The 19,342-nt window shown below is 71.4% G+C and carries 14 protein-coding genes, 2 tRNA genes and 2 pseudogenes; 14 read left to right on the top strand and 4 right to left on the bottom strand.

Going from position 1 to position 19,342, the window contains the following annotated elements; translation table 11 throughout:
• The first annotated feature begins 15 nt into the window (after positions 1 to 15).
• Positions 16 to 1,149: a DNA replication/repair protein RecF gene (recF, locus tag ACZ31C_RS04330; RefSeq protein ID WP_465794119.1), complete on the top strand. Its 1,134-nt coding sequence runs from the start codon at positions 16 to 18 to the stop codon at positions 1,147 to 1,149.
• Between the two features lie 130 nt (positions 1,150 to 1,279).
• The gene (locus tag ACZ31C_RS04325; protein ID WP_465794361.1) at positions 1,280 to 1,888 is read left to right on the top strand and encodes a DciA family protein; all 609 of its coding nucleotides are present in this window, start codon (positions 1,280 to 1,282) and stop codon (positions 1,886 to 1,888) included.
• A gap of 52 nt (positions 1,889 to 1,940) precedes the next feature.
• On the opposite strand, the gene ACZ31C_RS04320 is transcribed toward ACZ31C_RS04325, so the two are convergent.
• On the bottom strand, positions 1,941 to 2,522 hold the full coding sequence (locus ACZ31C_RS04320; protein ID WP_396743764.1) for a hypothetical protein: 582 nt from the start codon (positions 2,520 to 2,522) through the stop codon (positions 1,941 to 1,943).
• 538 nt (positions 2,523 to 3,060) lie between these two features.
• On the opposite strand from ACZ31C_RS04320, the gene gyrB reads away from it, so the two are divergent.
• The 7 genes and pseudogenes from gyrB to ACZ31C_RS04285 all read left to right on the top strand — a co-directional run.
• Positions 3,061 to 5,007, top strand: a complete 1,947-nt coding sequence (gene gyrB / locus ACZ31C_RS04315; RefSeq protein ID WP_465794118.1) for a DNA topoisomerase (ATP-hydrolyzing) subunit B — start codon at positions 3,061 to 3,063, stop codon at positions 5,005 to 5,007.
• A gap of 128 nt (positions 5,008 to 5,135) precedes the next feature.
• Positions 5,136 to 7,655, top strand: coding sequence for a DNA gyrase subunit A (gene gyrA / locus ACZ31C_RS04310; protein WP_465794117.1), 2,520 nt, complete (start codon positions 5,136 to 5,138; stop codon positions 7,653 to 7,655).
• A 4-nt stretch (positions 7,656 to 7,659) separates the two neighbouring features.
• The gene (locus ACZ31C_RS04305; protein WP_465794116.1) at positions 7,660 to 8,589 is read left to right on the top strand and encodes a DUF3566 domain-containing protein; all 930 of its coding nucleotides are present in this window, start codon (positions 7,660 to 7,662) and stop codon (positions 8,587 to 8,589) included.
• Between the two features lie 209 nt (positions 8,590 to 8,798).
• Positions 8,799 to 8,872, top strand: a tRNA-Ile gene (locus tag ACZ31C_RS04300).
• A gap of 43 nt (positions 8,873 to 8,915) precedes the next feature.
• Positions 8,916 to 9,044, top strand: a complete 129-nt coding sequence (locus ACZ31C_RS04295) for a DLW-39 family protein (RefSeq protein WP_223884585.1) — start codon at positions 8,916 to 8,918, stop codon at positions 9,042 to 9,044.
• Between the two features lie 31 nt (positions 9,045 to 9,075).
• Positions 9,076 to 9,148 (top strand) — tRNA-Ala (locus ACZ31C_RS04290).
• Between the two features lie 106 nt (positions 9,149 to 9,254).
• Positions 9,255 to 9,338 (top strand): annotated as a pseudogene (locus ACZ31C_RS04285) (type II toxin-antitoxin system prevent-host-death family antitoxin); the annotation flags it as partial.
• Positions 9,339 to 9,528: 190 nt separating this feature from the next.
• On the opposite strand, the gene ACZ31C_RS04280 reads toward ACZ31C_RS04285, so the two are convergent.
• Positions 9,529 to 9,783: a Txe/YoeB family addiction module toxin gene (locus ACZ31C_RS04280; protein WP_350697970.1), complete on the bottom strand. Its 255-nt coding sequence runs from the start codon at positions 9,781 to 9,783 to the stop codon at positions 9,529 to 9,531.
• On the bottom strand, positions 9,780 to 10,064 hold the full coding sequence (locus ACZ31C_RS04275; protein ID WP_449956093.1) for a type II toxin-antitoxin system Phd/YefM family antitoxin: 285 nt from the start codon (positions 10,062 to 10,064) through the stop codon (positions 9,780 to 9,782). Before ACZ31C_RS04275 ends, ACZ31C_RS04280 begins: the two co-directional genes overlap by 4 nt.
• Before the next feature lie 431 nt (positions 10,065 to 10,495).
• Here ACZ31C_RS04275 and ACZ31C_RS04270 point away from each other — a divergent pair, with 431 nt between their 5' ends.
• Together ACZ31C_RS04270 and ACZ31C_RS04265 are read left to right on the top strand one after the other, a co-directional pair.
• Complete coding sequence (locus tag ACZ31C_RS04270; protein WP_465794115.1) at positions 10,496 to 10,942, top strand: hypothetical protein; 447 nt, start codon at positions 10,496 to 10,498, stop codon at positions 10,940 to 10,942.
• Positions 10,943 to 10,990: 48 nt separating this feature from the next.
• Positions 10,991 to 11,977: an L-threonylcarbamoyladenylate synthase gene (locus tag ACZ31C_RS04265; RefSeq protein WP_465794114.1), complete on the top strand. Its 987-nt coding sequence runs from the start codon at positions 10,991 to 10,993 to the stop codon at positions 11,975 to 11,977.
• A 243-nt stretch (positions 11,978 to 12,220) separates the two neighbouring features.
• Here the strand turns inward: ACZ31C_RS04265 and ACZ31C_RS04260 are convergent.
• Positions 12,221 to 16,609: pseudogene (locus ACZ31C_RS04260) on the bottom strand (cation-translocating P-type ATPase); the annotation flags it as partial.
• 170 nt (positions 16,610 to 16,779) lie between these two features.
• Here ACZ31C_RS04260 and ACZ31C_RS04255 point away from each other — a divergent pair.
• The 3 genes from ACZ31C_RS04255 (at position 16,780) to ACZ31C_RS04245 (ending at position 19,302) form a co-directional block, all read left to right on the top strand.
• Complete coding sequence (locus ACZ31C_RS04255; protein WP_396743787.1) at positions 16,780 to 17,040, top strand: hypothetical protein; 261 nt, start codon at positions 16,780 to 16,782, stop codon at positions 17,038 to 17,040.
• A gap of 114 nt (positions 17,041 to 17,154) precedes the next feature.
• Positions 17,155 to 18,603: an MFS transporter gene (locus ACZ31C_RS04250; protein WP_465794113.1), complete on the top strand. Its 1,449-nt coding sequence runs from the start codon at positions 17,155 to 17,157 to the stop codon at positions 18,601 to 18,603.
• A gap of 69 nt (positions 18,604 to 18,672) precedes the next feature.
• Positions 18,673 to 19,302 (top strand): GAP family protein, encoded by a 630-nt coding sequence (locus tag ACZ31C_RS04245; protein ID WP_465794112.1) that lies wholly within the window; start codon positions 18,673 to 18,675, stop codon positions 19,300 to 19,302.
• Positions 19,303 to 19,342 lie beyond the last annotated feature (40 nt).

Below are 19,342 nucleotides of genomic sequence, written 5' to 3'. Positions count from 1 at the left end.
CCGGCGTCCGGCCCCGTGTACGTCCGCCGGATCGAACTGGTCGACTTCCGCTCGTACGAGCGGGTCGGCGTCGACCTCGAACCGGGGCCGAACGTGCTGATCGGTGCCAACGGCGTCGGCAAGACCAACCTGGTCGAGGCGCTCGGTTACGTGGCGACGCTCGACTCGCACCGGGTCGCCACCGACGCGCCCCTGGTACGCGCCGGGGCCAGCGCCGCGGTGATCCGCTGCGCGGTGGTGCACGAGGGCCGGGAACTGCTGGTCGAGTTGGAGATCGTGCCGGGCAAGGCCAACCGGGCCCGACTCGGTCGCTCCCCGGCCCGCCGCGCCCGGGACGTGCTCGGTGCGCTGCGGCTGGTGCTGTTCGCGCCGGAGGACCTGGAACTCGTCCGGGGCGACCCGGCGGAACGCCGCCGCTACCTCGACGACCTGCTGGTGTCGCGTCAGCCCCGCTACGCGGGGGTCCGCGCCGACTACGAGCGGGTGGTCAAGCAACGCAACGCCCTGCTGCGGACCGCGTACCTGGCCCGCAAGACCGGTGGCTCCCGGGGCGGTGACCTCTCCACCCTCGCCGTCTGGGACACCCACCTGACCCGGCACGGCGCCGAACTCCTCGCCGGTCGGCTGGAACTGGTCGCCGCGCTGGCACCGCACGTGGCCAAGGCGTACGACGCGGTGGCGGCCGGACGCGGCGCGGCGGGGATCGCGTACCGGCCGTCGGTGGAACTCGCCGAGCCGACCACCGACCGGGAGGCCCTGGCCGAGATCCTGGCCACCGCGCTCGCGGAGTCCCGGTCCGCCGAGATCGAGCGGGGCACCACCCTGGTCGGTCCGCACCGGGACGAACTCGCCCTCACGCTCGGCCCGCTGCCGGTCAAGGGGTACGCCAGCCACGGCGAGTCGTGGTCGTTCGCGCTCGCGCTCCGGCTGGCTGGCTACGACCTGCTGCGCGGCGACGGCATCGAACCGGTCCTGGTGCTCGACGACGTCTTCGCCGAGTTGGACGCCGGACGGCGGGAGCGGCTGGCCGACCTGGTCGGCGGTGCCAGCCAACTGCTGGTGACCTGTGCGGTCGCCGACGACGTACCGGCGGCCCTGCGCGGCGCCCGCTTCGAGGTGGCCGAGGGGACGGTGCGCCGTGTCGGATGAACCGGACCGGCCGCGCACCGACGCGGCACCTGCCCGAGCCCCGCGAGCCGACGACAGCGCCGCAGCGCCCCGACGAGCGCCCCGGGGCCGGGGTACGCGTGGCGCGGGCCAGACCGCCCCGACGGGCGGCGTGGAGGCGGGTGCCGGCGGGCCCGCCGGGAAGCCGGCCGATGGCCGGGACGCCGGCCCGGCCGGCGTGAGCGCCGACGCGGGAACCTCCGTAGCCGGTGCGGACGGCGCGTCCGGGCCGCAGCTCGCGCGGGCGGTGCTGGACGCGGCGAAGGCCCGCCGGGAGACCGCTGCCAAACCGCGCCGACGCGGCGTCACCGGAGCGGGTTCGGGAGAACGGCGGTTACGCGGCTACTCCGGCCCGGGACCGGATCCGCGTGATCCGCAACTGCTCGGCACGGTGCTGGCACGGTTGGTCAAGTCGCGCGGATGGCAGCAGCCGGCCGCCGAGGCGACCGTCTTCGGCGCGTGGGAGCGGGTCGTCGGGCCGGAGGTGGCCCAGCACAGCCGTCCGGTGAAGCTGGAGAACGGCGAGTTGACCGTGGAGGCGAGGTCCACCGCCTGGGCGACCCAGCTCCGCCTGCTCGCCGGATCGCTGCTGCAACAGATCGCCCGGGAGGTCGGCCACAACGTGGTGCGCAAGCTGCACATCCACGGCCCGGCCGCGCCGTCCTGGTCGCGCGGCCCACGCCGGGTACGCGGCCGTGGCCCCCGCGACACGTACGGCTGAGGAATCCGCGTGGCGTACGCCGCACCCCGCGGGGTGCGGCGTACGCCTGCGGTCAGGAGTGCGCGGCGCGACGCGGCGCGGCCGACTCGGCGTAGACGGCGAAGCCCCGTTCGGCGCAGCGCCGGTAGAAGGCGGCCACCACACTCAGCTCGGCGCAGGTGAACGTCCACTGCGGCGGCGCACCGCTCTCGTCCAGCAGGGCGTCCAGCCGGCTGTCCAGCCACCGCAACTGCTGCTCGGCCAGGCGACCGTCGGCGAGCAGCGACCGCAGCACGGTGCCGACCGACTCGAAGGTGACCGCCTCACCGTGCGGACGGTGTGCGATGACGAAGCGCTCGATGCCGCCCGCGATCCAGGCGCAGCCGTCCGGGTCGATGACCGGGTCCTCGTCCTCGGCCGCCGCGTCTGTGGCGTAGAGCACACCGTCGAGTCCGAGGATCAGATCGACCACCTCTGTGTACGCGGTGGCCCGGACCGTACCTGTCTTCGCGATCAGCTCGGCGAGCGCGGCGGTCGGCGCCGAGATCCCCGGCACGTCGACGATCTCGCCGAAGTCGACGAAGTCGGCCGGCGCGACCGGATCGTAGAACTGGCCGGTCCGCGGCCACTGGACCGCGACGTTGTCCAGCCCCATCTTGGTGTCACCTCTCAACGGCACGGGTGGGTCAATCGGGTCGATCGTCCGGTTCCGGCCGTGAAAGATCAAGGCCGGCCCGCCAACACGAACGGACGGCAAGACCATGGTGGGCGATACCCGCCAGTAGCGCTGTCGGCAGCGCCGCCCGGGTCGTGTCGCCGTCACGCGACGGATCCGGCGATCATGCCCTTGCGTGTAGGGGGAGTCGCAGACAGCGCGGTTCGGCCCGCTGCGTTAATCTCAGCCGCCGCGAAGGGGTGCCGAGTGGTGGTTCTGTCGCCCGCGCACAGTAAGATTGGTGTGAGACGAAGACCCGGTGCGGAGCGACGGGTCACGGGTCCGACACGGGCCCGCGATCATTGTCCGACTCGGGTCGAGCCGATCGCGATCCGCGGGCACCCGCGGCGACCGGCGCGTTCGACCCGTACCCCGGATTCTGTCCCCGGTGCCGGTCTGCGTGCCGACGTCGCGTCTGTCCGCCGAACCCGCGCCGGACGTGCCTGACGGCGCGGACGGCGCGAGAAAGTGGCCGAGGGTGGCAGCGCAGGACAATCAGCAGTACGGCGCCGAGTCGATCACCGTCCTCGAAGGTCTGGAGGCGGTCCGTAAGCGGCCCGGTATGTACATCGGGTCCACCGGCGAGCGGGGCCTGCACCACCTCGTGTGGGAGGTCGTCGACAACGCGGTGGACGAGGCGCTGGCCGGTCACTGCGACACGATCGACGTGGTGCTGCTCGCCGACGGAGGCGTCCGGGTCACCGACAACGGGCGTGGCTTCCCGGTCGACCTGCACCCCAAACTGAAGAAGCCCGGCGTCGAGGTGGCACTGACCGTGCTGCACGCCGGTGGCAAGTTCGACGGCAAGGCGTACGCGGTCTCCGGTGGTCTGCACGGCGTCGGCGTCTCGGTCGTCAATGCCCTCTCCACCAAGATGGCCGTGGAGATTCACAAGGACGGCTTCGTCTGGCGGCAGCAGTACCACCACTCCAAGCCCACCACCCTGGAGAAGGGCGAGCCGACCGACACCACCGGCTCGGCGGTCTCCTTCTGGCCCGACCCCGACGTTTTCGAGACGGTCGACTTCGACTTCCAGACGATCTACCGCCGCCTCCAGGAGATGGCCTTCCTGACCCGTGGCCTCAAGATCCACCTGCTCGACGAGCGGGTCGCCGAGGGCGAGGAGGGCAAGCTCCGCGAGGTGACCTTCCAGTACGAGGGCGGCATCGCCGACTTCGTCCGGCACCTCAACGCCTCCAAGAGCCCGATGCACAAGACGGTGATCGAGTTCGGTTCCGAGGAAGAGGGCATGTCGCTCGAGATCGCCATGCAGTGGAACGAGTCGTACGGCGAGTCGGTCTACACCTTCGCCAACAACATCAACACCCACGAGGGCGGCACCCACGAGGAGGGCTTCCGGGCCGCGCTGACCAGCGTGGTCAACCGCTACGGCGCGGACAAGAAGCTGCTCAAGGGCGACGAGAAGCTCTCCGGTGAGGACATCCGCGAGGGCCTCGCGGCGATCATCTCGGTCAAGCTGACCAACCCGCAGTTCGAGGGTCAGACCAAGACCAAGCTCGGCAACACCCCGGTGAAGAGCTTCGTCCAGCGGGTCTGCAACGACCGGCTGGTCGACTGGTTGGACCGCAACCCGGCCGAGGCGAAGATCATCATCACCAAGGCGTCCCAGGCCGCCCGCGCCCGGATCGCCGCCCAGCAGGCACGCAAGCTGGCCCGACGCAAGTCGTTGCTGGAGTCCGGCTCGATGCCGGGCAAGCTGGCCGACTGCCAGTCGACCGACCCGCGCGAGTCCGAGGTGTTCATCGTCGAGGGCGACTCGGCGGGCGGCTCGGCCAAGCAGGGCCGTGACCCGCGTACCCAGGCGATCCTGCCGATCCGCGGCAAGATCCTCAACGTGGAGAAGGCCCGGATCGACCGGGTGCTCAAGAACAACGAGGTGCAGGCGCTGATCACCGCGCTGGGCACCGGCATCCACGACGACTTCGACATGGAGAAGCTGCGCTACCACAAGGTGGTGCTGATGGCCGACGCCGACGTCGACGGTCAGCACATCCAGACGCTGCTGCTCACCCTGCTGTTCCGCTTCATGCGACCGCTGGTCGAGCTCGGTCACGTCTACCTCGCCGCCCCGCCGCTCTACAAGATCAAGTGGAACAAGAAGGGCGACGACGCGCAGTACGCGTACTCCGACCGGGAGCGCGACGGGCTGATCGCGCTGCGTCAGCAGAAGAAGCCGAACGCCAAGCCCGACGACATCCAGCGGTTCAAGGGCCTCGGCGAGATGAACTACCCGGAGCTGTGGGAGACCACGATGAACCCGGCGACCCGGACGCTGCGTCAGGTCACCCTGGACGACGCCGCCACCGCCGACGAGCTGTTCAGCGTACTGATGGGCGAGGACGTCGAGGCACGCCGCTCGTTCATCCAGCGCAACGCCAAGGACGTCCGCTTCCTGGACATCTGACGGGCGCGCCTGCCGGGTCGCAACGTCGGCCCGGCAGGCCGGTCCACAGAGTTATCCACAACTTGGCCGCTATCCACAGCAGTTATCCACAGGCACAAAAACGACTCTCAGTCTGATAAGGGTTAACAGTGACCGATTCCCCCGAGTCCACACCGAACGAGCCCGAGGTCCCCGAGGCGCCGGCTGCCGTGGTCGCCCACGACCGCATCGAGCCGGTCGGGCTCGAGGTGGAGATGCAGCGCTCCTACCTCGACTACGCGATGAGCGTCATCGTCGGGCGGGCGCTGCCGGACGTCCGGGACGGGCTCAAGCCGGTCCACCGCAAGATCCTCTACGCCATGTTCGACTCGGGCTACCGGCCGGACCGTGGTTACGTCAAGTGTTCGCGCGTCGTTGGCGACGTGATGGGCCAGTTCCACCCGCACGGGGACTCGGCCATCTACGACGCCCTGGTCCGGATGGCCCAGCCCTGGTCGCTGCGTTACCCGCTGGTGGACGGCAACGGCAACTTCGGTTCGCCCGGAAACGATCCGGCTGCCGCCATGCGCTACACCGAGTGCAAGCTCGACCCGCTCGCCATGGAGATGCTGCGGGACATCGACGAGGACACCGTCGACCTGCAGGACAACTACGACGGCCGGGCCAAGGAGCCCACCATCCTGCCGTCGCGGATCCCGAACCTGCTGATCAACGGCTCCGAGGGCATCGCGGTCGGCATGGCGACCAAGATTCCGCCGCACAACCTGCGGGAGATCGGCGCGGCGGTGCAGTGGTGCCTGGAGAACCCGGAGGCGGACGAGGCCACCACGCTTGAGGCGTTGCTGGAGATCGTCAAGGGTCCGGACTTCCCCACCCACGGTCTGATCGTCGGCCAGTCCGCCATCCAGGACGCGTACCGCACCGGTCGGGGTTCGATCCGGATGCGCGCGGTGGTGGAGGTCGAGGAGGACAAGCGTGGCCGGCCGGCGCTGGTGGTCAGCGAGCTGCCGTACCAGGTGAACCCGGACAACCTGGCCGAGCGGATCGCCGAGCTGATCAAGGAGGGCAAGCTCGGCGGGATCGCCGACATCCGCGACGAGTCCTCCGGGCGTACCGGCATGCGGATCGTGCTGGTGCTCAAGCGCGACGCGGTCGCGAAGGTCGTGCTGAACAACCTTTACAAGCACACCCAGCTCCAGGAGACCTTCGGCGCGAACATGCTGGCGCTGGTTGACGGGGTGCCGCGCACGCTGAACCTGGCGCAGTTCATCCGCTACTACGTCGAGCACCAGATCGAGGTGATCCGGCGGCGGACGGCCTTCCGGCTGCGCAAGGCCGAGGAGCGGGCGCACATCCTGCGAGGTCTGGCCAAGGCGTTGGACGCCCTGGACGAGGTGATCGCCCTGATCCGGCGTTCGCCCACGGTCGAGGACGCCCGGCAGGGCCTGATCCGGCTGCTGGAGATCGACGAGATCCAGGCGACCGCGATCCTGGACATGCAGCTTCGCCGCCTCGCCGCGCTGGAGCGGCAGCGGATCCTCGACGACCTGGCAAAGCTGGAAGTCGAGATCGCCGACCTCAAGGACATCCTGGCCAAGCCGGAGCGGCAGCGGCGGATCGTCTCGGAGGAGCTGGGCGAGATCGTCGCGAAGTGGGGCGACGACCGGCGTACCCAGATCATCCCGTTCGACGGCGAGGTCTCGATGGAGGACCTCATCGCCCGCGAGGACGTGGTGGTGACCATCACCCGCACCGGGTACGCCAAGCGGACGAAGGTGGATCTCTACCGCTCGCAGCGGCGTGGCGGCAAGGGTGTCAGCGGTGCCACGCTGCGGCAGGACGACATCGTCAGCCACTTCTTCGTCTGCTCGACGCACGACTGGATGCTGTTCTTCACCAACAAGGGGCGGGTGTACCGGGCCAAGGCGTACGAGCTTCCGGAGGCCAGTAGGGTGGCCAAGGGCCAGCACGTGGCCAATCTGCTCGCGTTCCAACCGGACGAGCAGATCGCACAGATCATCGAGATCCCGAATTACCAGGTGGCGCCCTACCTGGTCCTGGCGACGAAGAACGGCCTGGTGAAGAAGACGCGGCTTGAGGAGTTCGACTCCAACCGGTCCGGCGGAATCATCGCGATCAACCTCCGCGATGAGGACGAGCTGGTCGGTGCTGCGCTGGTCGATCCCGGCGAGGACCTGCTGTTGGTCTCCAAGAACGCCCAGGCGATCCGCTTCAACGCGACCGACGAGGCCCTGCGGCCGATGGGTCGGGCCACGTCGGGTGTGATCGGCATGCGCTTCAGCGACGAAGACGAGTTGCTGGCCATGGAGGTCGTCCGCGAGGGGCTGGACGTGCTCGTCGCCACGAACGGGGGATACGCGAAACGTACCCCGATCGAGGAATACCCGGTCCAGGGCCGGGGAGGTAAGGGCGTACTGACTGCGAAGATCACCGAACGGCGCGGTGGTCTGGTCGGCGCTGTGGTGATCGACCCGGACGACGAGCTGTTTGCCATCACTAGCAACGGTGGCGTTATCCGGACTCCGGTGAAGCCTGTACGCCGTACACGCGACCGGAACACAATGGGGGTCAAGCTGATGGACCTCCCGGATGGCGTGACTATCGTGGCGATTGCTCGCAATGCCGACGAGCCTGACGAACAGGACTAGTTGAATGACGGAGACACAGGCGAAGTCGGGGAACGCGGGGACCTCGGCCAACCCGGTCGACGAGGACGCCGCGAAGACCGGCACGCCAGCAACCGGCCGCGCGGCCGTGGGCCGGGCGACCGTCCCGGCCGACGCGCCTGCCCCGAAGTTCACTCGGGCCCCCGGTATGGCTCCGCCGCCCGACAAGCCCACAGACGGGAAGGACGCCGAGGCGTCCGGCGACAAGCCGGGCACCGAGGCCGCCGGCTCCCCGGGCACACCGACAGCTGTCGCTAGCGCCGCCGGCAAGCCGTCGACCGCGTCGACGACCGGGCCTCGCCCGGGTCAGTCCTCGCCGGGCACCACCGGCGTGCTGCCGGCGGCGAGCACCGGGACGACAGGTACCCAGCCCCGGATCACCGGCCTCGGGGCGAGGCCGGACACCACTCGCCCGCTCGGTACGGGTGGCCGCCCGACGAACGGGGGCGGTCTGCCTCCGGGAGTCGGCTCGTCGGCCGTCGGTGCCGCGCGAGTGGGCGAGGCGGTACGCGCCGCGCGTACCTCAGTCAGCTCGGCCGCGTCGCGCGGACCGCGCCGGGCCCGACTGAACCTCAAGCGGATCGACCCCTGGTCCGTGATGAAGTTCGCGTTTGCGGTGTCGGTGGTGCTGTTCATCGTCATCGTGGTCGCGACGTCGGTGCTCTACCTCGCGCTGGACGCGATGGGCGTCTTCGCCAGCGTGAACGACAGCCTGGCCGACCTGGTCAACGCGGGCGGTGGGCAGGGCACCAGCGGCTTCCAGATCACCGCACGCGGCGTGATCTTCAGTTCGGCGCTGATCGGCCTGGTCAACGTCGTCCTGTTCACCGCGCTGGCCACGCTCGGTGCGTTCGTCTACAACGTCTGCGCCGACCTGGTCGGCGGCATCGAGCTGACGCTCGCCGAGCGCGACTGACACCTGAGCAACATCGCCTCCGGGCCGGCCGATCTTCGCGGCCGGCCCGGTCGCCGTTTCCGCCCCCGACCCGGGGCGTCCCGGGTATCTCGGTGGGCTCACCACCGGCTCTCGGGTAGGTTCGAGTACGACGGTGTCGGGCAGTCCCGAGGGCCCACCCCGATTTGGGGCGGCGTGAGCGGATGGGTTAACCTTGCTCGTCGCTACGCGGGGCTATAGCTCAGTCGGTTAGAGCGCAGAGCTGATAACTCTGAGGTCGCTGGTTCGATTCCAGCTAGCCCCACCGCAATGGTCCGACGGTGCGTCGAGCGTAAGGGGCAGGCCCCATGTTCAAGAAGCTGTTGATCCTGGCCGGCGTCGTCGGTGTGGCCGCCGTGGTGGCCATGAAGATCAAGGAAGCGAACGACGAGCGCGCGCTCTGGCACGAGGCCACCACCTCCCCGGACCTGCGCTGACCGTCACCGACGGGCGTCTCAGCCCGCGTACGGGGCCCTAGCTCAACTGGCAGAGCACTGCCTTTGCAAGGCAGGGGTTAGGGGTTCGAGTCCCCTGGGCTCCACTCACCTTCCTGGCCTGCTGTTTTGGGGGCGGGATGTGATCGCCATGCGGACCGGCGGCGTGGCATCTGAAGGAACGGCAGACGCCCCGACGGCTTTAGGAATCAGCCTGCTGAGCTGTTGGGGCGGGTGCGCGGCCACCACGAGCGAGTGACGGTCACGGTGCACGGCTGGCCGTCCGCCGTGCTGGTTCACGCTGCACACCACGGCCGACCGTCTGCCGAGCGCTCCCCGAACGGTTGCCAGAGACCGTTGCGGTCGCCGCGTGTGGGTTCACCGGGCTGCTGGTGCGAGAGCCCCACGGGGGCGGAAGCTGCTGCTGCCGCCGTCGTTGGATCGGACCGCCGCAGGGCGGTATTCCTCGGCGGCTGGCCGGGTTACCTCATTCGTAGTGGTAGCGGCACTGTGCGATCTGCACTGTGTCGTCCAGGATCCGGTATACGAGGCGGTGCTCCTGGTCGATGCGTCTCGACCAGAATCCCGCCCAATTGCCGCGGAGCTGCTCCGGCTTGCCGATGCCCTGGTGGCCGTTGCGTCTGATGTCCTCGATCAAGGCGTTCACTCGTTTGAGCATCTGACGATCTCGTTGCCAGGTCAGGTAATCTTCCCAGCCTCGGCCGGCGAATTGGACCTTCACGCTGCCGGTGCCTCGCCTGAGCTGGCGTCGGGGTCAATCAGGTCGCGCATCTCCCCACCCCCGTTGCGCAGCTCTTCGACGGCTTCATTCAGCCGGCGCGCGTTGGCGGGGCTGGCCATCAGGTAGGCCGTCTCCTTCAACGACTCGTACTCGCGCAGCGAGATGATGACCGCGGCCTCCCGGCCGGAGCGGGTCACCACCACTTCCTCGGCGTCGTCCACGACATGGTCGAGCATCTTGGCCAGATTCTGCCTGACCTCAGAGTAAGGAACGGTTCGCATACTGCCTCCCAATGTTACGTACAATAAATTGTACAAGACGGCGTGCGGAGCTGCGTGCCAGCTGGTGCAACGTCTGGCCTGGAACGGTCGATTAGGTCCAGCGGCGGCGCGGGCGCAGCAGGTGCGGCTCGCCGCACGGGGCTGAATGGCGTGCAGCTCCCCACGCCCCCGGTCGATATGCCGAGCGCCGTCTTCCATCCCAACATCTCACCGATCTCGACGGCAGACTCTCCGGCTGAGTTATGACCTGGCAGTGTGGGAGGGCGTGCAGCCCGGAGACGACGTTGAAGCCGGCGCGGTGTACGACCAACTCTACGAGGAGTGCATGGAAGGTGGAGAGCTCGATCCGACCCCGCGCATCGTCTCCTACGCCGAAGCGCTAGTCGAGCGCTGGGACGCCATGGGACTGGGACCCGGAGTTGCATCGGCAGATGGAGACCGGGTGTCTGCCGGCGATGCTGGACGGCGACGGGGAGGGTGACATCTCCTTCTCGGCGTATCTGGCGGGCTGGCCGGAGGGTGGTTTCGCGGACCTGCTGTCTGCTGGTTTCGACGCGTCCGACGAGGGGTTCCTGCGCTGTGCGGAGTGCTCGGAGCGTCTATCGCTGGGCCGCGTGTTGCGGGATCGGGTGGGCGCGCCGCTGCTGTTCCACGCGGGTGAGGTTGACGGGGTGCCCAACTCTCGGCAGCCGGACCTGAACCGGGCGGCCTGGCGCTTCCTGACCGTGCACTTCACCCATCCGATGCGGGTCGTCACGACCGCCGTCGGGGACGCGGGCGAGTACGCCGAGCAGGACCTCGGGGGCGATGCCACGGTCGGCGGTACAGGACCCGGGGCGGTGCCGCTCACGGCGTACGTCGCCGATTTCTCTGGGTGAGTCGGGGCATGTCGGGTGAGGCGTCGGGCGCAGGCTAGCGTCGACGGTGTGAGCACTGGATCTCCGCGTGTCCTGCCCGCCGAGGGTGACCTGACCGAGGCCGCCTCGGTGCTGCGTACCGGCGGGTTGGTGGCTTTTCCCACCGAGACCGTCTACGGCCTGGGGGCGAACGCGTTGGACGCGCGTGCGGCGGCCCGGATCTTCGAGGCGAAGGCGCGGCCCAGCTTCGATCCGTTGATCACTCATCTTGCCGACGCCGCTGACCTGGCGGCGTTGGTCGGGGCGGTTCCGGCGGATGTGGCGGCGCTGGCGGACCGGTTCTGGCCGGGACCGTTGACGTTGATCGTGGACCGGCCGGACGTGATCCCGCCGATCGTCACCTCCGGGTTGGCGACGATGGCGGTACGGGTGCCGGACAACGAGTACGCGCGGCGGCTGATCGCCACGGCGGGGGTGCCGGTGGCGGCGCCGAGCGCCAACCGGTTCGGGCAGCTCAGTCCGACCCGGGCGGAGCACGTGGTACGCGGGCTGGGCGGCGCGGTGGACGTGGTGCTCGACGGCGGGCCGACACGGTGCGGGATCGAGTCGACGATCGTGGACGCCCGGGGGGACCGTCCGGTGGTGCTACGTCTGGGCGCGTTGCCGGTCGAGGAGTTGGAGAAGGTCACCGGCCCGGTGACGGTGCGCCAGGGCAGTTCGGGGCAGCCGGTCGCGCCGGGGACGTTGGCCGCGCACTACGCGCCGCGTACGCCGCTGCGTCTGCGGGACGCGGGGACGTTGCCTGTCGAGGACGGGGTTCGGCGCGGCTACCTGGCGTTCCGGGATCGGCCGGCGGAGGGTTGGGCGGCGGTGGAGGTGCTCTCGACCGCCGGTGACCTGACCGAGGCGGCGGCGCGGCTCTTCGAGGCACTGCACCGGTTGGATGCCGCCGGGGTCACCGAGATCGTCGCCGAGCCGGTGCCGGAGAGCGGGGTGGGGCGGGCGGTCAACGACCGGCTGCGTCGCGCCGCCGCGACCTGGCATTCCGCGGGCTGACGCTCAGGATTCCTGCGGCCCGGGACCGACCTGGGAAGCCCGACCGTCCGACGACGCCGGGCTCGACGACGCACCATCGGCCCGCGCACGCTCGGTCTGAGCGTCGTCACCCCGGTGACCGTCACCCCGCGCAGCCTCCACCTGGACACCGTGGGCCCGAAGGACTCCTTCGGCCCGGCGTCCGCCAGCCGACACACCGTCGGCATGAGCGCCGTCGCCACCAGCGCCGTCAGCGGGAGAGCTGTCGGCAGGAGCGCGGTCGGTCTGGGGTAGGCGGGCGATCAGCTTGGTGAGGGCGCCGTTGGCGAAGGTCGCGCCGAGCGCGGAGCCGGTCGCGATGGTCCAGCCGACCGGTCCGAGCGGGGTGCACCCGAAGAACTGACTCACGCCGGGGGTCTGCACCACGACGGCCAGTACGCCGACCGAGGCGGCGGTGGAGGCGAGTACGGACGGGCTGGTGCCGCCGGCCAGTACGGTCTGGCCGAGTTGGGTGCCGACCAGCGAGACCAGGGCGACGGTGCCGGCGCGTCGGCGGCTGCCGGTGTAGCGGGCCAGCGTCCAGCCAGCGGTGGCGCCGAGGGTGGTGGCGGCGGCGCGCAGCCCGATCTCTCGGGTCATGGTCTCGCCGAGGGAAGTGTCGGGGCCCTCGCGGAGCAGACCGTCGGTGTGGTCGCCGTCGCCGGGTGGACGGACGGCGATGGCCAGTGCGGGTGCCATGTCGGTGAGCAGGTTGACCAGCAGCAGTTGGCGTCCGTTGAGGGCGGCCTGACCGGTGGCGGCTGCGGTCAGCACGCTGAACGCGATCTCGCCGAGGTTGCCGCCGACCAGGATGCTCAGCGCGTGGCGGACCGAGGACCACATCGCCCGGCCTTCGACCAGGGTGGCGATGATGGTCTCCAGCCGGTCGTCGGTGACCACCAGATCGGCGGCGGCGCGGGCGGCCGGGGTGCCCCGTTGGCCGAGGGCGATGCCCACGTCGGCCAGCCGGATGGCGGGTGCGTCGTTGGCGCCGTCGCCGGTCATCGCGACGGTCCGGCCGCACTTCTGCAAGGCCTGAATGATGCGGACCTTGTGTGCGGGGGTGCAGCGGGCGACCACGTCGGTGGCGGCGAGCCGGGCGGCGAGGGCGTCGTCGTCGAGGGTGTCGAGTTCGGTGGCGGTGACCACCCGCTGGGCGTCGCCCGCGCTGATGGTGGCGGCGATGGCCTCGGCGGTCGCCGGATGGTCGCCGGTGATCATGATGGTGTGCACGCCGGCCTGCCGGATCCGGCGGACGGCGGGGGCGGCGCTGTCGCGTACGCCGTCGGCGATCGCCAGGAATCCGGTGAAGACCAGGCCGCGTACGTCGTCGTCGGTGAGGTCGGGGTCGTCGACCACGCATTCAGCGACGGCCAGGATGCGGTGTCCGGCTCCGGCGCGCTCACCGAGCAGGCGGTGCAGGTCCGCCCGGCCCGCGTCCTCGAGCGGTTCGTCGCGGCCGTCGGTGCGGCGGGCGGCACAGCGGGGCAGTACGCGCTCCGGCGCGCCCTTCACGCTGAGCAGCATCCGCCCCTCGGTCTCGCCCACGGTGGCGTGGTAGCCCCGGGACGGCTCGAACGGCAGGCCGCCGATCGCGCGCCAGCCAGGGGCCGCGTACTGCTCGGGGATGTCGGCGGAGGTCGCACCGCGCAGCACCGCGCGGTCGGTCTGCATGGACAGTTCCTCGGGATCGTCGGCGGCGGGGGTGGCGCGTAGCGCGGTGGCGAGGATCCGCCGGAGCCGGTCGTCGAGTCGGTCGGCCGGGGCGTACCCGTCGGCGTCGCCGACGCCCGCCAGCAGCAGGTGTCCCTCAGTGAGGGTGCCGGTCTTGTCGAAGCAGAGAACGTCGACCCGGCCGAGCGCCTCGATGGTGCGTGGGTTGCGGACCAACGCGCCGTGTTCGGCGAGCCGCCGGGCGGCGGCCAGTTGGGCGGCGCTGACCAGGAACGGCAGACCCTCCGGTACGGAGGCGACGGCCAGGTTCGCGGCGGTGGCGGCGGTCTGCGCCAGGGGTACGCCGCGTAGCAGCCCGGCACCGACGACGGCCAGGGCCGACCCGGCTGCCAGCGGGATCGCGGCCCGGGTCAGTCGTCCGAGCCGGGCCTCGACGCCGCTGGCGGGCGGGGCCTGCCGGGCGAGGGCGAGGCTGCGTCCGGCCTCGGTGTCGGTGCCGGTGGCGACCACCACGGCGACGCCGCGTCCGGCGGCGATGGTGGTGCCCTCGTAGAGCATCGACCGGCGGTCGGCGACGGCGGCCGCCACCACCGGCTGGTCGGTCTTGGCGACCGGCAGCGACTCGCCGGTCAGGGAGGATTCGTCGGTCTCCAGACCGACGCTGTCCAGTACTCGGCAGTCGGCGGGTACGGCGTCGCCGGATTCGAGCACGATCACGTCTCCGGGCACGAGGTCCTCGGCCGGGATCACCCGTTCCGTGCCGTCCCGGCAGACCCGGGCGGTGACCGCCGAGCGGGACAGCAACGCGGCCAGCGACCTCTCGGTGTTGCGCTGGTGCACCGCGCCGACCAGCGCGGACGCGCCGACCACGCCACCGACCAGGGCGGCGTCGACGAGTGAGCCGAAGCTTGCGGAGAGGACCGCTCCGGCGGCGAGCACCGGTGTGAGCGGGTTGGCCAGTTCGTCGACGAAGGCCCGTAGCAGCCCGCCGGGGCCGGAGGTCTCGCCCGGTCCGGCGGCGCGTCGACGTTCGGCCTCGGTCTCGGTCAGGCCGCCGCGTCCGGTGCCGAGCTGGTCGAGGACGGTCGGGACCGGCATCAGGTGCCAGGCGGTGATGGCCGGGGCCGCCGATTCGGTGCGGGCAGAGAGTCGGCCGGCGCGCCACATGCCGTGCGCGAAGGCCAGTGCCGCCGCGCCGTTGACCGAGGCGAGGGAACGGCCGGGTAGCAGCGCGGGGTCGGCGGTGAAGGCCGCGAGTGCGCCGAGGCCGCTGCCGGCCAGCCCGATGCGCATGTTCTGGGCGGTCATCCGGCGGGCCACCCCGGCCGCCTCGATGATCAGTGCGACCGACCGCAGGTCGGTGCCGACCAGCAGGTGCGCGCCCCAGGGCGGGGCGGCCTCCGGGTCGGCGATGCCCAGGCCGCAGTCCGCCGCGGCGAGCGCCGCGCGGTCGCCGGATACGACCATCACCACCGCTCCCTCGCGTTGCAGGGTGCGGACCGATTCGGCCAGCCGGTCGTCGCCGGGCAGCAGCGCGTCGGCGGAGGCGTACCGTTCGGTGTCGTCGCCGGCTACGACGAGCCGCAGGCCGGCCTGTCGGGCGACGGCGGGCAGGGTGTCGACGCCGGGCGCGGGTTCCGGTTCCACCCGCAGGACGGACGCCAGGGTGTCGCCCTGCGCCAGGCCGAGCAGCGTGCCGCCGCGTTCGCGCAGCCGGCGGCTGTCGTCGGTGTCGCCGGGATCGTGGACGTCGAGGTGGTCGAGGGGGCCGAGTCGCCACCCGTCGAGTCGGCGTACGTCGGTCGGGGCGGCCGGTTCGAACAGGGCGAACGCCCGTGCCGCCACCTGGGAGGTGTCGGCGCCGGGCAGCGGGGCCAGGTCGGCCAGGACGCCCCGGTCGGAGCCGAGTACCCGGGCGTCGAGGAGCAGCGTGTCGATCCGGTCGAGTTCGCGCAGCACGCTTCGGTCCATCGCGATGACGCCCCGCCGGGCGAGGATGCGGCCGAGGTGGGCGGCGTACCCCTCACGGCCGCTGCCGGGTGCCTTGGGCAGGGTGGAGAGCCCCAGCGCGGCGGCGCGTTTCGGACCGACGACGGGTGTGGCGGCGGCGAAGGCCGCCGCGCCGGTGCCGAGCATCCGGGTGACGTACCGCTCCGGGGCACCGTCCGGTTTCGGGCAGGGACGTTCGCCGACCGGCGAGCGGGCCACGGCCCGGTCCGGCTCTCCGGTGAGTCGGGGTTCGGCCTTCTCCCAGGCGTGCAGTTGGGCGAGCCCCTCGCCCCACTGCACGATGCGCTGGGCACCGTCCAGCACGATGCCCGTCCAGCCGCCGGTGAGGCCCTGCACCACCGCTTCGGCGAGCGGGAAGATGACCTCGGCGCGGGGGTCGCGACGCAGGCCGAAACCGGCGAGGGCGTGCAGCTTCGGGTGCAGGTCGATGGCGCTGAGCAGGCCGGACACCTCGGCGGGCACCGGGGTCACGGGCAGGATCCGGGTGGCCGCGGAGATGGTGAGGCCGAGCGCGTCGGAGGCGAGCGCACCGAGGGTACGGGCGGTACGCGGCCCCTCCTCGGGTGGGTGCGGGGGCGGGATCTCCGGGTCGGGCTCGTGGGGGCAGGTGCGTTCGACCCGGGAGATGGTGGCGATCAGCTCGCGTACCTTCGGCCCCGGTGTGTCGACGGCGACGACCACCCGTCCGGAGGGGGCGTTGACCCGGGCCCAGAGCACGCCGGGCGTCCGTTCCAGGGCCGCCTCGACCTGCCGGGCCAGCGTGTCGCCGCCGTCCTGGCAGACGCCGTGCACCTCGATGTGGTGGCGTCCCGGCCGGGACCACACCCGGCGGCTGGACAGCCCGACGGCCCGGGCCAGCCGGGTCGCGGCGGCGCCGACGCCGCGCGTGGCGTCGCCGACCAGCGGCGGTACGGATACGGGTCGCCGCATCTCGCCTCCTACCGGTCGGGCCCGGCGGCCTGGCTTCCCGGCCGGGCGTCCCTTATGCCCGTCGGGACGGGGAAGTTTCTCGCCTCGGCGGGCATGGACCGCCTCGGCGGTGGAATCCGGGGTGGGCGTCGTCGTCCAAGGGAGGCGTCGTCGTCCACGGGGAGGCCGAGATGAGTGCGCTGACACGAGAACTCAGCGGGACGCAGGAGACGCTGCGGGCGTTCGCCCACCGGGTGGAGATCCCATGGCTCGGCATGGTGGCCGTACCGCCGCCGGACAAGCTCGCCTACTACGCGGGGATCGGGGTGCTCACCGCGCTCCAGGTGATCGAGTGGCCGTTGGCGCTGGTGATCACCGCTGGGCACCTGCTGGCCGACCAGCGCCTGTCGGGCCTGGCCAAAGGCATCGGGGAGGCGCTGGAGTCGGCCTGAGGGTAAGCCGCGTCACCCTTGACCTGAACATGGCTTGAGGTCGCAGGATCTGGTCATGCTCACCGTCCCGTTCCGGCGTTCCGTCGAGGTCCCGTCCCGCGCTGCGGGTGTTCGGTGACCGCCACCGCCTCGGCTCCGGGCCTGGCGTCGGCGGAGACGATCTTCGCCACTCGGCTGCGGGCGATGACGGTGGGCAGCGTCGCCCTGGTCTCGTTGCTGGCCTTCGAGGCGCTGGCGGTGGGCACCGCCATGCCGACCGTGGCCCGTGCCCTGGACGGTCTGGCCCTGTACGGGATCGCCTTCGGTGGCCCGTTCGCGGCGGGTGTGGTGGCCATGGTGATCTCCGGCATCTGGTGCGACGCCCGGGGACCGCGCTGGCCGATGTGGTCCGGTCTCGGTGGCTTCGTCGTCGGGCTGCTGCTCGCCGGGAGCGCGATCACGATGGGCACGCTGGTGGTGGGCCGGATCGTGCAGGGATTCGGCTCCGGTCTGCTGTCGGTCGCGTTGTACGTGATCGTCGCGAAGGCGTACCCGGAGCACCTGCACCGGCGGATCTTCGCCGCGTTCGCCGCCGCGTGGGTGGTGCCGTCACTGGTGGGGCCGCTGCTGGCGGGCCTGGTGGTGGAGCACGTCGGCTGGCGGTGGGTCTTCCTGGCGGTGCCGGTGGTGGCGGTGCCGGCGGTCCTGCTGGTCCATCCGGGCCTGCGATCGATCGGCGCGGGCCGGGCTACCGGAGCGGGCCGCTCGCCGGACGGGCCGGAGCCCGGCGTCGACGGACCGGTGCGTCCGAGGCGTGACCCGTCCGGTCCGCTGACGCGGATCGGCTGGGCGTGCGGGGCGGGGGTGAGCGCCGCACTGCTGCACATCGGGGGTCAGCAGCGCGGCGCCACCGCCGTGGCGTTGGTCGCGTCGGCCCTGGTCGGTCTGCTGGTCTGCGCCCCGCGCCTGCTGCCCGGCGGTTTCCTCCGGGCCGGGCGGGGCCTGCCCACCGTGGTCGGGCTGCGCGGGCTGGCCTCCGGCGCGTTCGTCGGCGCGGAGGTGGTGATCCCGCTGATGCTCTCCCGGGAACGCGGATTCTCGCCCACCGCAGCCGGCCTGGTGCTGACCACCGGGGCGGTCGCCTGGTCGTTCGGCTCGTGGCTACAGGGCCGGGTCCGCGCGCCACGCAGCCGTGCCACCCTGCCGAGAACCGGCCTGGCCTGCATCACCGTCGGTGTCGCGGTGGTGGGCCTCACGGTGCTGCCGGCCGTACCGGTCGGGGTGGGCGTGGTCGGCTGGGCGGTGGCCGGGACCGGCATGGGTCTGCTCTATCCGTGTCTGTCGGTGCTGACCCTGGAGTTGTCGGCCCCCGGCGAGCAGGGGCGCAACAGTTCGTCGTTGCAGTTGTGCGACTCGCTCGCCGCCGCCGCCGTGCTGGCGCTGACCGGTGCGGTGCTGGCGGCGGGCGCGGCACCTGGCCCGGGCAGCTACGGGGTGACCCTCGCGACGGCGGCCGGGCTGGCGTTGGTCGGCGCGCTGCTCGCCGGTCGGGTGGTGCCCGGCGTACGGATCGGGGCCGCCTGAGCCCGACTGACAAGCGCATCCGCCGAATCCGGAGTGCGGGCCGGAGGCAGCCGGGAGGATGGGCACGCGATGAACTTCCTGGCTCTCCTGCCGCTGGCCGTGGTCATGATCGCCGGGACCCAGTTGGTGGCGGCGGTCTTCTTCGCCTCCTCCGACCGGCCCCGGGCCGCCTCGCTGGGCTACCTGGCCGGCGCGGCCATCGTGGTGTGCGGTGGCACGACACTGGCCTGGCTGGTCACCCACCTGTTCCGGATCAGCGTCGACGACCGTGACGGCCGGTTCGAACGGATCGTCGACTGGCTCGTCCTGGTGCTGCTGGCCGTCCTGGCGGTGGTGGTGTTCCTGCGGCGCCACTCCGGGCCACCCGCCTGGATGGGCCGGCTCCAACACGCCACCGGCCGGTATGCGCTCCGCGTCGGCCTGTTGCTCTTCCTGGCCATGCCGGCGGATGACCTGACCATGCTCACGGTCGGTGCCAGTGCCGCCCGGCAGGGTCTGCCGTGGTGGCACCTGCTGCCGTTCATGCTGCTCACCCTGACCCTGCTGGCTCTGCCGCTGCTGGCGTTGCTGCTCCTGGGTCGGCGGGCGGCGGCGGTGCTGCCCCGGATCCGGGACTGGGCCAACAATCACGCCTGGCTGGTCAGCGAGGCGGTGATCGCGTTCTTCGTCGTACTCACCCTGCTGGAACTGGCCCGGTGAGGTGGCCCACAGCTGTCACGTCGCGCCGGTCTCGACCCGT

The organism is Micromonospora sp. NPDC023869 (genome assembly GCF_055559695.1).
Note: the sequence above shows the minus strand (reverse complement) of the source record. Positions and strands in the feature narration are given on the sequence as shown.

Bases quoted from the DNA above. Each gene is read 5' to 3' on its own strand.
- ACZ31C_RS04320 (WP_396743764.1), bottom strand. From the start codon at position 2,522: ATGGGGCTGGACAACGTCGCGGTCCAGTGGCCGCGGACCGGCCAGTTC.
- ACZ31C_RS04305 (WP_465794116.1), top strand. From the start codon at position 7,660: ATGACGGAGACACAGGCGAAGTCGGGGAACGCGGGGACCTCGGCCAAC.
- ACZ31C_RS04295 (WP_223884585.1), top strand. From the start codon at position 8,916: ATGTTCAAGAAGCTGTTGATCCTGGCCGGCGTCGTCGGTGTGGCCGCC.
- ACZ31C_RS04275 (WP_449956093.1), bottom strand. From the start codon at position 10,064: ATGCGAACCGTTCCTTACTCTGAGGTCAGGCAGAATCTGGCCAAGATG.
- ACZ31C_RS04270 (WP_465794115.1), top strand. From the start codon at position 10,496: ATGGAGACCGGGTGTCTGCCGGCGATGCTGGACGGCGACGGGGAGGGT.
- ACZ31C_RS04255 (WP_396743787.1), top strand. From the start codon at position 16,780: ATGAGTGCGCTGACACGAGAACTCAGCGGGACGCAGGAGACGCTGCGG.
- ACZ31C_RS04245 (WP_465794112.1), top strand. From the start codon at position 18,673: ATGAACTTCCTGGCTCTCCTGCCGCTGGCCGTGGTCATGATCGCCGGG.